Genomic DNA, 12798 nt, shown 5'->3' with positions numbered 1-12798 from the left:
ACGAGGCATAGCGAATAGTAAAATTGGGTTTGGCGATTTGATTTTACTACTTCGCTATTTTTTTAAGCTAAAAGTGTCAACACACCCTAGACTTTTTGATGACCGTCTAAAAAGCGATCCACACAATAACTGATGTATCTGTCGATTTCCTGATCATCTTCCTGTACCGGAATTCCCATCAGAATACGCCATTCCAGATTGCGCAAAATACCAAAATACAGCTGCGCCGAATATTGCGGATTCTCGCAATGCAATAAACCTTGTGCATCTGCCTGTTCTAAAGCCGTGGCAATGGCACTTTGCACATGCACCGGGCCTCGCTCATGAATATGCTGCGCAAGTTCAGGATTACGCTGACTCTGTTCCAGCACCAGACGCATAAAGGCCGAGTTTTCAGGTTGCATAATCTGGTGATAAAAATTGAGTAGCGTGTGTACTAAATAACTACGAAAATCTAGTGCCATCAGTTCGATCGGAATACTGATATCTTCAAAAAACTTGATACGACGATAATCGCAAATGGCTTTAAACAAGCCTTCTTTATTGCCAAAGTATTTATAGATCGAAGCTTTGGAGCCTCCGGCATGCTGGACGATATCATCCAGAGACACAGCGTCATAACCCCGTTCCAGAAATAGCTCGGTTGCACTGATCAGCAGCGCAATACAACGCTCATGACCACGTTTGGTCTGTGGCAGATCTTTGGCGAGCGGTTCTAGGGCGAGGTCTTGCATAGGAGATAGTACATCAACATGTCAATAGAGATTGAAACGCCATCATAGCAAATATATGCACATATTTCATAATTGCGCCGGATAAGTGCAGTATTTGCTGGATTAGGTAAAGCAAAACTTAAAAATTTGACTAAAGTTTTAGAGTATTTGTTCTATCAGGTTATGGAATGAGCAAGCCAAATGAGTATACTCGAATTTCAATAATTATAGCCAAGACTGTGGAAAAGGAAGATGACAGAACAAATGTCTGCAGGTTTAAGATTTAGACAAGCGCTTGAAGTCGAGAAACCATTGCAAATTATGGGCACGGTAAATGCCTATGCTGCCATGATGGCCAAACAGGTCGGTTATAAAGCCATTTATTTATCAGGTGCGGGTGTCGCGAATTATTCTTATGGTTTGCCTGATCTGGGCATGACCAGCCTGGATAATGTTCTTGAAGATGTACGCCGGATCACTGAGCGTGTGGATACACCTTTACTGGTTGATATTGATACCGGTTGGGGCGGTGCATTAAATATTGCCCGCACGATCAAACAGATGATTGCAGCAGGAGCCGCTGCGGTTCATATTGAAGATCAGGTTGCACAGAAGCGTTGTGGTCATCGTCCAAATAAAGAAATCGTATCACAGCCGGAAATGGTTGATCGTATCAAAGCTGCTGTAGATGCGAAAACCGATTCAAACTTTGTGGTGATGGCGCGTACCGATGCGCTGCAAAAAGAAGGCCTGCAAGCTGTGATTGATCGTGCTTCTGCCTGTGTTGAAGCGGGCGCAGATGCGATCTTTGCTGAGGCGATGACTGATATTACCATGTATCGTACAGTATGCGATGCGGTCGGTGTGCCAGTCTTGGCGAATATTACCGAATTTGGTGATACGCCGTATTATACGGTAGATGAACTGGCCGAGCAGGGCATTGGCATGGTGCTGTATCCGTTATCAGCGACACGTGCAATGCAAAAAGCCGCACTTGAAGTGATGCGTTCAGTGCGCGAACATGGTACTCAGGTAAATGTGCTGGATATCATGCAACAACGAAAAGAACTCTATGAATTTTTAGATTATCACAGCTTCGAAGATACATTAGATAAACTGTTTAAACAGGAGAATTAAAAAAATGGCTGAAGGAAAAGTACTCACTGGCGCAGGATTGCGCGGACAAGTGGCAGGTAAAACCTCACTTTCAACAGTAGGCAAAAGTGGCGCAGGCCTGACCTATCGCGGTTATGACGTGCAGGATCTGGCTGAACATTGCCAGTTTGAAGAAGTCGCTTATCTGATTTTCTTTGGAGAATTGCCGACAGCAGAGCAATTGGCAGCCTACAAAGCCAAACTGAAATCCTTGCGCACTTTACCTCAGGCATTAAAAGAAGTCCTTGAGCGTATTCCAGCCGATTCCCACCCAATGGATGTGATGCGTACAGGCGTTTCCATGCTGGGCAATCTTGAAACTGAGCAGTCTTTTGAGCGGCAACAGGATATCGCAGACCGTATTTTGGCGACGCTACCGGCCATCATTTGTTACTGGTATCGTTATAGCCATGACGGCGTGCGTATTGAAGAAAATACCGATGACGATTCAATCGGTGCACAGTTCCTGCATCTTCTGCATGGTGAAAAACCAAATGAGCTACATGAACAGGTAATGAATGTTTCCTTGATTCTGTATGCAGAGCATGAATTCAATGCTTCGACTTTTACCGCTCGTGTGTGTGCATCAACGCTGTCAGATATGCATTCCTGTATTACCGGTGCAATCGGTTCCTTGCGTGGCCCTCTACATGGCGGTGCCAACGAAGCTGCGATGGACATGATCGAAAACTGGAAGTCGCCTGAAGAAGCTGAACGTGAAATGCTGGGCATGCTGGAACGTAAAGAAAAAATCATGGGCTTCGGTCATGCGATCTATAAGGACAATGATCCGCGTAATGGCATTATTAAAGTCTGGTCGGAGCGTTTAGCCAAAGATGTCGGTGATACCGTACTTTATCCAGTGTCAGTGCGCTGCGAAGAAGTCATGTGGCGCGAGAAGAAATTATTCTGTAATGCGGATTTCTTCCATGCATCTGCCTATCATTTTATGGGCATTCCAACCAAGCTGTTTACCCCGATCTTTGTTATGTCGCGTGTGACAGGCTGGGCCGCACATGTGATGGAACAACGTGCAGACAATCGTATTATCCGTCCAAGCGCGGATTACACTGGGCCAGAGTTGCGTAAAGTAGTGCCAATCGCTGAGCGTTCTACTGCGGCTTAATCTGTTTCTGTAGTAAAAATAAAAAAAATAAGGTTTCAATTGAGACCTTATTTTTTATCGGTTTCGTTATCGGCTTAACAGTGCCGGATCTTCAATGCTATAACCTGTTTCAAAAGGAATACCCAGATACTTTACTATTACCAGAGTTTTATTTTGTCTCGGAACTTTATAGGCTTGGCTAATTTTCAAGCCTTGCTGATAGCTGACCGCTTGCTGCCCCGGGCTTTTTTGTAAGCCAGATTTCACTTGATATTGATAGGTCCATTTTGGCACTTTTTCATTCGGATCATGCCAGGCAGGCGCGCTACCTTTCGTTGTCTTTAACACCTTAAGCTGTGGCTTTGATTTTTGAATCGGATTTAATGGAACTAAACGTTTTTTGATTTTTGCAATGTTCTGATCAAACTTGCGACTGTCTTGATCATAATCGATGCGCTTGGTTTTAGGGTTGATATATAAGGAATTGACCTGAACCAGTTGATTTGGTTTTTGGGATTTAAAATTATAATAATACAGTTGAGGCAAGCGTCCACGACCATCAAGATAATGACGCATGATATAAAGCTTCTGTTCTTTGACTTCATAGCCTAGAACTTCAATATTTTGTGGACCGCCTACGGTAGCGAAAGCCAGAGTGGGCAAGCTCAGAGGGAGCAGGAGCAGTGCAGTTTTAATATTCATGGTCATTCCACCCTCAAAAAAATAGATTGGCATTTGATCATGCCAATCTATCTTAAAATACGGTAGAAATAATGAAGCTTATTCAGGCTATACAGTAACTTTGAAAGCTTAGATGTTATTCAACAGATTGATCATGTCATGTGCAACCACAGCTGACAGTTTGTTGAGGCGTTCAAGTGGCGAGCCTTTGAGATAATACTGGAACTGATGGATTTGCGTGCCGTCATTAATGGCCACAAAAAATGTTCCTTCCGGTTTCTCTGGTGTCGCGCTACCACCTGGTTTAAGCAATCCTGTACAGGCGATAATCCAGTCAGCATCACGGAACATTTTTTTACCTGCTTCCGCCAGAGCAACCGTTACCGGCATAGATTCCGCGGTATGACTATTGATCAGATTCTTGGAAATGCCCAATACAGAAGTCTTGACACTTACATCGTAGCAGATCAAACCACCAATCAGAATTTCGGCACCTTCTCCTTTACAAATGGAGAACTGGCTACTGAGATATCCAGAACTTGCGCTTTCGATAAAGGCAATTTTTATGTTTTTCTCTTCGAGTAAGCCGCAACAGGTTTTTATCATAGTCTCTATATTTTCTTTTCTTTGTGGGAGTGATTTTAGATCAATTTAGACAGATTTTTTCTGTCGATCAACTCCAAGTATATTTATATTTTTATGAAAGTTAAAATTTTTTTCATAGATTAGTGTAATTTCATGTTGATCTGATCGCAAAATCTGAATGGTTAAAGCTTGGGCTATTTTCAAAAATAGAGGTTTCTTCTCAGGCGGAACAGTGGTAAAAATAAAAATAAAGTGCTTAGTGAAAGTAGGGTGTTGGAATGAAAACCACAGTAAAATATGTAGTCTTAAAAAGTCTTGACTATCAATTGGGTACACCATTATTTCAGGAAGAAATTGACGCTGATGGTCAATATTTTGATCAGATACCAAGCACAATTTCTTATCAGAACTTGCAGTTCAAAGTAAAAAGCAAAGAGCTTAAACGTTTGCATCTGGCCGAAGAGCAGGAAGATACTCAAACGATTATCGTCAAAGTAGTCAATATCTAATAAAAACTGAATAGAATAAGCCTCTTTTAAAGAGGCTTATTTATTATAAATAGATTAATAAATATAATTACAAACAATGATTTGATCTAAGTTTATACCAAAATAATAAGTAAAAATATTTGAATTAAAGTCAAGGTAAATTCGAAACAGCTTAAGTTTTATTGGTGAGGTCATGTTAAGTATCGTATTTCTTCACAGTTAATAATATTCAAAAAGAATTGTATTTTTAATGTTTTATTTAATTTTTTAAAAATATAGAAGATTTAGATTTATTTTTATATATTTATAAATATCAATAGCATAGTTATTAAGTGGTTCTATTTAATAACACTTTTTAAATTTTATTAAAAATTTTCCTATATATGAAATAGGACTTAAGTTATTCCTTTTATTGGATAATATATTTTTGACCTATAAAATCTTTCATTATGTTTCTGTTGCATTATAGTCAGGTAATTTATGTTGCGCATTAATCTCTACTTCAAGTACTTAGCTTACTATTTATTACATTGAATTAATCTGTAACAGGTTAAAGGTTGGCGAAATCTGAAAAATGCGTAGAGTAGATATTAAGTCGAAACCTATCGGCTTTTAATTTAAAGCAAATAGTAAGGAATACCACCATGGCTAATAATCAACAGCAAGACCAACAGAAACAGCAACAACAGCAAAATCAAGATCAGCAGCGTCAACAAAACAACCAGCAAAACCCAAATCAGCAACAAAATAACCAGCAACAACAACAGCCGCAGGGTGGTCAACACAACCAGCAACAGCGCGACCAGCAGCAACAAAACCAGCAAGGCCAACAGCAACAACAGCCACAGCAAAACAGTAACCAGCAACAACAACGTTCACGTAATCAACAAGATCAGTGAAAGCCACAGCGTTAATCTTTTTTAAGATATATGCTCTTCATAAAAAACCGCCTGATTCAGGCGGTTTTTTTTATATTTCATTGCACGATTAGACTAAGTATTTATTAACACTGAATATTGGCTTTTAGCTTGTAGAAATTCAAGGCATTGTCTAGGTCTGTGAGCAACTCTTTTTCTGTATATTCCTTGGGTGCAAGTTTTAGCAGAGCAGGCATGTAGTTATTTTTATATTCTTTAGGATATTGTTCACACAGGATGCGTGTTCTTTCTTCCAGACTAATTGTTGAAGAGTCGAGTTTGTCCAGATAAGCACTGAGTTGATTATCTGACTGTTCAAACTGCGCTTTAATGTTTGCATCAGCCTCGGCTAAACTCTCTGCTTGATGTTTTTGGCAGCCGCTTATTGCCAGACTCATCAATAAAGTAATTAGTATGCGATTTTTCATACTGCCAAAATATTGTTATTGCTCATATGAAAAATTATAGAGAGAAATGACTAAAAAGAAAGCAATGATCTATAAACTTTATGAAACATTGAACATTCATAACATCCGATATTGACTGAAATAAGGAATTTTCTCCTACAAATCTGAATTAACCTATTCTCATTTATAGGTTTAGCAATTCTTTTTGGGTTTTGGTTATTTAATCGTCTTATTTGCTCATTAAAAAGATTTTTGGATAAATTACAGTCATTTAATTAACAAAAGTAATGGTTTTTTCATATTTTGAAACATTGCATATATATATCCTACACAGATTGGCTGCAGGGCTAGTGATATCTTGGCGTCATTCTAAGAACTTAATGAAAATAATTAAAAATCAGCACATTATAAGGCCTGTTTAATTTAGGAGAGTTAAACAGGCTTTTTCTTTTCCGTCTTAAATCTGGTTTTTTCTTTGCTGATTGTATTTTTTGCTCATTCTCTTTCACATAAGTTTTCATACACAACATAAAGCCTGAAAATTCCCTCAGGAGAGATACATGAATAGATGTTATTTATATATCTCTTTTCACGATAAAGACAGGACAAAGCTATGATGAGATGTATATGCGCATTTGGCATGGGCGTGATGGTCGGCTGTTGTTTTAAATCTTGCAAAGAGAAAATGTGTCAGATGATGAGCAGCAAGCATTGTAAAAGTGATCATTGTAAAAAGGATCAGACGACTCAAGCTGAAGAGCCTGTACGAACTTAGCCCCAAAAGCTTCAATTTTACTTAAAGGCTAAACAGAGCTGAGTACTGAAGTTGTTCTAGATCGCTGATCCAATCATTTTGTATTGAGTCATTCTATATTTAAAACAATAAAGCTTGATGTTGGATCGAGCTTTTTACACTCAGGAGAAAAACATGATGCAATTTATATTTTGTTTATTTGGTCTTCATGGTGCGACTGAAATTAACTACACGTGTGACCATGATGAGGTCAAACAGTGTCGTGATTGCTTGAAAAATATTGAATAATGTGCCAAATCATCAGACATATTAATGAAGATCAATCCCCGTTCAATCATCAGTTGGCGGGGTTTTTCTTTACTGATAAAATTTTTGGATCTAAACATAATTTCTCACAAGGAATACTTTATAAGAGAATCATTTCAATAGGATTATATTTTAATAGATTCTTAGCTGCTTAGAACTGAAATAGCAAAATACTATAAAATATATGTAGGTGAGCATCTACGCTCGAATTCTTGAAGCAATTCAAAAGAGGCCAAAGGCTGAAACTGCATTAGATGGTTAGTATCGAATGATTAAGGCCAATCATCCTAAAGGTTTTGCTGAGATGAAAAGACTTTTTCCGTCAGTGGATAAGGTTAGAAAATTTCATGTATTCGATATCGGCTCGCACGCGAATTCATATTCTTTGCTGTATCGTCTACGATCAGGCTGAACAGCTTATTTGCTCAGATGAACAACAAGAATTGTGAAATGTCAAAGAGCACTTGAAGGAAAGTTTGTCTCTTTATAAAACTGAATGTGCAACATAAATAACATTGATGTTTAGCAGCAGATATCATATTTATTTATTAATAGATATATGAAGGAGATGCATATGACAAATAAGCCAGAGCAAGAATCAAATCCGCATAAAGAATCAAATGACGACAAGGGTAATCAGGCATCTTATAAGCATGTCAAACCAGAGAAAAAACCCAATGCAGAACCGGAAAATCCATTGAGAGAGCAAAAATAGCTTTTTCACATGGACGAAGCCCTAACTTGGTTTAGGGCTTTTTAATTTCCCAATAAGCGTTGATCTCTAGGCTTTGCAATAAATTCATCTTTTATTTCAAAGAAAAATTCATGGGCTTGTTCATGATCGCAGTGCAACCAGTCATGTCGTGATTTTTCCGGAATCACAATGATCGAGCGTTTTTCGTCATTCGGATCATGAAACTGTTTCATAAAGGGATGTTGATCTGAATTTATGGTTAGCATCGAAAATGATCTGATTTTCTCACCATAAATGTGTGCGTCATCATAAATCGCCGCCACGGTAAAAGGATTGCCATCTTCACGTGAAATACCAAACCAGTGCGGTTTGCCGTCTATATATTTAGGCTCATAGAAGGTATCGACCGGTACTAAAGCAAACTGGTTGTTTTTCCAGGCATGTCGAAAACTCGGTTTGGATGCCACTGTTTCAGTCCGTGCATTATAGGTATGCCGGCCATATTTCAATTCTTTCGCCCAGGCTGGAATCAGTCCGAAACGTGCAATATCCAGCTCAAATTCGTCAGCACCGCGCATAATGATTGGAGCAGGCGCTAAAGGATAAACATGCCTTTTTATTTCCAGTTCGAGTTGATCTTCATGAATATCTAATAAGGAAAGACGTTTTTTTGAGGGGAATTCATAGTTCGAGCACATAAATAACCTCTTTCATTCTAATTATTGTCTGCTAAAGAACTAAGGTATAAAAATGATGGGCTCAAAACAATTCGAAATCGTAAGTATAGTTTTAACAGAAAGTAAGAATACGGATTAATATCAGTTTATCCTCTTTATAGAATAGTGCTTATTTAAAGGACTATTCTATAAATATGAAGATTAAAATATTTGAGGCTTTAATGATTAAATGCAAAAGCTCGCCGGGTTATTTTGTAGCGCAGGTGCTCAAAGCTTTTCCTTGTTCAACTGAATGGATAAAGTTTCCAATCAGAAATTCACTCTGTCTTAAGGAATCACGATGATCTCCATTTTTGACGAGATGTAAGGCGATAGATTTCTGCTTTGTACATACCTGCTGGTAGTAAGCATAAGTACCACGATCATCGACCAGTTGATCTTTCTCACCTTGTACCAGCAGAACCGGCACAGTCGGTATCATATTCTCAATAGACTGTTCTTTTAAATAATTGGTCAAAGGTGCCAGATTTACATTTGATTTAAAGACAGTCTTAGGTGCTTGTTTTAGTTCAGATTGTAATTCTGACAAACAGCGACTGCGTGCATGATTAAGAATTTCTCCCATTTCTGGGCTAACTAAATTTGCTGGAGCAAGCATCGGATCTGCAGCTTCTGCTCCTAAAAGCACAATTGGAAAAAATGCGGCGACATCAGTCGTGATTTGCGAATTGCTGGCAACATATTCAGCGATTCCTTCATATTGATAACCGCCTGGCGCCAGTGCAATTGCCCCGCGAAGATCAAATTCAGGCGCATCTTTTTGACCGGACGCTGCAACTTTAAGAGATGCTGCACCTCCTTGACTATGACCCATAACATACCAATTTTTACTAAAGCTATAAGGCTTTAAATGGTGGATCGCTCGTACAGCATCAACGACAGTATGCAACTGGCTTCGCGCATTCATATAAGGATGACCGCCCGGAGTGCCTAAGCCTTGATAATCAGGTGCAACGACTGCATAGCCGCGAGCGAGCCAGGCATTCAATGCCTTAGCAGCGATTTGCTGATAGACATGGACTGGCCCACCCAAATAATCGCCAGAGGGTGCACATGTATCAGCAACGCCAGCTGTACCATGCGCCCAAGCCAGAACAGGCCATCCATCTTTAGGGACTTTGCCTTTAGGTAACAAAATATAGCCTGAAGTGACGATGGGCTCGGATTTTGTGCCACGACTGCGATAATTGATTAAGAAACGTTGTGAGGCATTTGTAAACAGATCAGTATTTTGTTCTTGTATAGATAATATTGTACCCGGTATTTTTTTCGAAATATGAGATGCTTGGATTTTGCTGTTATCGGGAAGTGGAGGAGAGGCTATTGCATATGTTGAACCTAAACATAAACAGCTCATGATCAATTTAATAATAGGAGGTTTAATTTTCATCACTGAAACCATTTTCCTTTTTATAATGTCATTTTTAATGTAACAGCTTTATTTATGTTTCTAAATTAACTCTGCACAAAGTTTGTAAACTAAAGCTTTTAAGTTAAGGCGAATGAGCAGTACAACTGGTTATTTTAGTCTAGCTGATAGCTTCATATAAGCACTTATATTTTAATGTGGTTCTGATCTGTGAGTAGAATTCAAATCATGTCTAAGCTGACTAATACGATCATAAATCACTTTTCGCATTCTGTTTATTACTCCTAGAGGTTTGTGCTCTGGTAGTGTATGCCATGGTGTAAAAGAGAGGTTTTCACAAAACTTGTTTTGTTCAGGCGTATCAAAAACTTGTTGAGGAATCCGGATAGTGGCTACCTTGTAAAAAGGTGCCTCACTTTCTTGCCATTCAGTCATGGAATCTTCGACCGACATGGTGTTTGATGTTCTAGGCTGTACCAGAAACTCCATACATGCTTCACTTTTTTGCAAATGTTGGCGCAGTTTTTCTCTTAGAAAATTATGATGGGGAGCATGTGGAAGAGGATCTATCACTGTCGAACATGCTTGAGCTGAATACTTTACAGCTTGACGATCAGTGCCTATTCCTAATTGATAGGGCACCATAGACCAATATCTAGTTTGCAAAGGATTAGAAATTTTATTTCTCGTATTTAAGGCAATCCAGGTTCCTTTAGCTCCTAATGCAAAAGGAATATGCAGTTTATTAAAAAATCTATCGCTATTTATATCTTGCATAAATGACATATATCGAACTGGATCATTCACAAAAAAGACAGGATGATTGATCATAATGAAATCTTGAGTAGATGTTTCATCATCTAAAAGCTTTTCTCCCGGTACTCCCAAAAGTTTTATCGCCATGCCACGGGCATCTTTTTTAATATCTGCTTGTTGGGCATCTTTAGAGCCATTAGAGAAACGAATCCAGGCTTGATATGTTTTTCCAGGAAGAAAAACACCTTGAGCCAAGTTTTTGGGAAGAGCTTCATCTACTTTGAATTCTGCACGTACACAACCGTGTGCTTTGGGATGGGCATCACGTAGCGCGATACCTGTGGAATACTCTTTCCGAATCGATAGCTCAATGATATCTGCGATTTTTTCAGTTATGTTTGCTTCATTAGGATAAAGACTTTCACTTAAATGATGATCTATATTGGGATGAATATTCTCTTTCGGAGAGTTAGATGCTATAGGGGAAGCGTTAGCATATGCCGCACTACAAATACTTATTGCCATTAAAGGGAGGAAGACTAGACCCGAGCATATAGGTCTTATAAAGTTAGGCATTGATTTTCTCCTTGCTATAAAGCTAGAGTTGATTTTAATTTTTTAGCCTATGATCTGAAAATTCTTTGGACATACTTTAGCCATAAAATAATGAGAATGTCTGTATGATTATTGATCTCTAGATTTTAAGTCCCTCCATACTCCTTTCTAAAATATTTCCGCCCTTTATCGTGTGCTCAATATAGAAGCCGATTTATGTTCTTACTTTGATTTAACTCAGCAAAGGGTTTTTTGCTTTAGTAAAATTTATTCATAAACTTATGTAAATTTATTTTTAGACTAATACGAGATGCTCGTAGCAAAATCAAGAGTTGTCGAATACAGTGCTATAGAAATTGATTGAGTTTAACATTTTGAAAATATTAGGATATATAAATCAATGCCAGTTCTAGCAATCCAGCATAGACTCAGTGGATTTTACTTTTTTTACTATGCGATTGTCGGGGCGTTCATGCCTTTTTGGAGTCTGTATCTTGAAGATCAAGGCTTCAATTATCAGGAAATCGGCATTTTATCTTCTATTGCGATTGTTACCCGATTCTTTGCGCCGTTGATCTGGGGGTGGATTGCAGACAAATCCGGTAAACGCATGCTGCTGGTGCGTATTGCCACCTGGATGGAAGCCTGTATCTGGTTCATGATTTTTATCATTCCCAATAGCTTTCAATCTGTAGCTTTATTGATGCTGATTTTCAGTTTCTTTCAGAATGCTATTCTGGCTCAGTTTGAAGGCGTGACTTTATTCTGGCTCGGGGAAAAAAGAGCAGAACTCTATGGCAAAGTACGAAAATGGGGATCTGTCGGTTTTATTATTGGTGTATTCGGCTTAGGCGCCGTCTTTGAAATTATGAGCATCAGTATGTTGCCCGTCTTGTTGCTGTGTATTTCATTTCTGGCCTTTCTCTGGTCATTTACCATTAAAGAGCCCACGACAGCACCTACCGCACAGAAACAGCTCGAACCCTTATGGCCGATATTCAAACGCCCAGTCGTCTATAGCTTTTTCCTGATTGAATTGATTCTGCTCTTTTCACACGCGCCATTCTATAGTTTTTATAGCAATTATCTCAGTCAGTCGGGATTTAGCACCAGCCAGATTGGGCTGCTCTGGTCAGTCGGGGTCATTGCGGAAATCATCATGTTTGCCTATGCGACGTTCTTTCTGACACGCTGGTCATGGCGCCATCTGGTCACGTTATGCTTATTGATGACCGGATTAAGATGGTTCATCGTCGGGGTCTTTCCTGCTTCATTCATGGCACAGTTTTTTGCTCAAACGATTCACGCTTTAAGTTTTGGTTTATTTCATATGATTGCGATGCGAGTGATTTTCCAGAATTTTTCTGCAGGGCAGCAAGGACGTGGACAAGCGCTATATAGCACGATGTGGGGCGTTGGCGTGGCGAGTGGCAGTATTCTGGCTGGGCATTATTGGGATCAAGTCGGCGGCACATCTATTTTTATCGCTGCTGCAGTATCGACTTTGCTTGGCTTGTTACTGATTTTCGGATTGCCAAATAAAGTCGAACTGCAAAAACAGGCTTGAAAATATCAT

At 39.1% G+C, this 12798-nt stretch carries 13 protein-coding genes; 6 read left to right on the top strand and 7 right to left on the bottom strand.

Going from position 1 to position 12798, the window contains the following annotated elements:
- Positions 1-86: 86 nt before the first annotated feature.
- Complete coding sequence (locus tag NI455_RS11995) at positions 87-734, bottom strand: TetR/AcrR family transcriptional regulator (protein WP_253114360.1); 648 nt, start codon at positions 732-734, stop codon at positions 87-89.
- Positions 735-965: 231 nt separating this feature from the next.
- Between NI455_RS11995 and prpB the strand changes: the two genes are divergently transcribed.
- Both prpB and prpC read left to right on the top strand, forming a co-directional pair.
- Positions 966-1850, top strand: a complete 885-nt coding sequence (gene prpB / locus NI455_RS11990) for a methylisocitrate lyase (protein ID WP_253114358.1) — start codon at positions 966-968, stop codon at positions 1848-1850.
- A gap of 4 nt (positions 1851-1854) precedes the next feature.
- Complete coding sequence (prpC, locus tag NI455_RS11985) at positions 1855-2994, top strand: bifunctional 2-methylcitrate synthase/citrate synthase (protein WP_253114356.1); 1140 nt, start codon at positions 1855-1857, stop codon at positions 2992-2994.
- Between the two features lie 66 nt (positions 2995-3060).
- Here prpC and NI455_RS11980 read toward each other — a convergent pair whose 3' ends face one another.
- Both NI455_RS11980 and NI455_RS11975 read right to left on the bottom strand, forming a co-directional pair.
- Positions 3061-3681: an aminotransferase gene (locus tag NI455_RS11980; protein ID WP_253114354.1), complete on the bottom strand. Its 621-nt coding sequence runs from the start codon at positions 3679-3681 to the stop codon at positions 3061-3063.
- 102 nt (positions 3682-3783) lie between these two features.
- Positions 3784-4260, bottom strand: coding sequence for a CinA family protein (locus tag NI455_RS11975; protein WP_253114352.1), 477 nt, complete (start codon positions 4258-4260; stop codon positions 3784-3786).
- Positions 4261-4517: 257 nt separating this feature from the next.
- On the opposite strand from NI455_RS11975, the gene NI455_RS11970 reads away from it, so the two are divergent.
- Together NI455_RS11970 and NI455_RS11965 are read left to right on the top strand one after the other, a co-directional pair.
- On the top strand, positions 4518-4748 hold the full coding sequence (locus NI455_RS11970) for a hypothetical protein (protein WP_004280185.1): 231 nt from the start codon (positions 4518-4520) through the stop codon (positions 4746-4748).
- A 623-nt stretch (positions 4749-5371) separates the two neighbouring features.
- Positions 5372-5626: a hypothetical protein gene (locus tag NI455_RS11965; RefSeq protein ID WP_191112755.1), complete on the top strand. Its 255-nt coding sequence runs from the start codon at positions 5372-5374 to the stop codon at positions 5624-5626.
- A 104-nt stretch (positions 5627-5730) separates the two neighbouring features.
- On the opposite strand, the gene NI455_RS11960 is transcribed toward NI455_RS11965, so the two are convergent.
- Positions 5731-6072: a hypothetical protein gene (locus NI455_RS11960; RefSeq protein ID WP_004280187.1), complete on the bottom strand. Its 342-nt coding sequence runs from the start codon at positions 6070-6072 to the stop codon at positions 5731-5733.
- A gap of 1613 nt (positions 6073-7685) precedes the next feature.
- Here NI455_RS11960 and NI455_RS11950 point away from each other — a divergent pair.
- Entirely contained in the window at positions 7686-7826 is a 141-nt protein-coding gene (locus tag NI455_RS11950; protein ID WP_005107128.1) for a hypothetical protein, read from the top strand.
- 41 nt (positions 7827-7867) lie between these two features.
- Here the strand turns inward: NI455_RS11950 and NI455_RS11945 are convergent, their stop codons facing one another.
- From NI455_RS11945 to NI455_RS11935, 3 genes are all read right to left on the bottom strand, one after another.
- A complete protein-coding gene (locus tag NI455_RS11945) occupies positions 7868-8503 on the bottom strand; it encodes an SOS response-associated peptidase (RefSeq protein WP_253114350.1) in 636 nt (211 codons plus the stop codon).
- A 226-nt stretch (positions 8504-8729) separates the two neighbouring features.
- Positions 8730-9944 (bottom strand): alpha/beta fold hydrolase, encoded by a 1215-nt coding sequence (locus tag NI455_RS11940; protein ID WP_435574933.1) that lies wholly within the window; start codon positions 9942-9944, stop codon positions 8730-8732.
- Positions 9945-10103: 159 nt separating this feature from the next.
- A complete protein-coding gene (locus NI455_RS11935; protein WP_253114346.1) occupies positions 10104-11243 on the bottom strand; it encodes a catalase family protein in 1140 nt (379 codons plus the stop codon).
- Positions 11244-11622: 379 nt separating this feature from the next.
- Between NI455_RS11935 and NI455_RS11930 the strand changes: the two genes are divergently transcribed.
- Positions 11623-12789, top strand: coding sequence for an MFS transporter (locus NI455_RS11930; protein ID WP_253114342.1), 1167 nt, complete (start codon positions 11623-11625; stop codon positions 12787-12789).
- The last annotated feature ends 9 nt before the right edge of the window (positions 12790-12798 follow it).

It is taken from the genome of Acinetobacter lwoffii (genome assembly GCF_024129435.1).
Lineage (GTDB): Bacteria > Pseudomonadota > Gammaproteobacteria > Pseudomonadales > Moraxellaceae > Acinetobacter > Acinetobacter lwoffii_F.
Note: the sequence above shows the minus strand (reverse complement) of the source record. Positions and strands in the feature narration are given on the sequence as shown.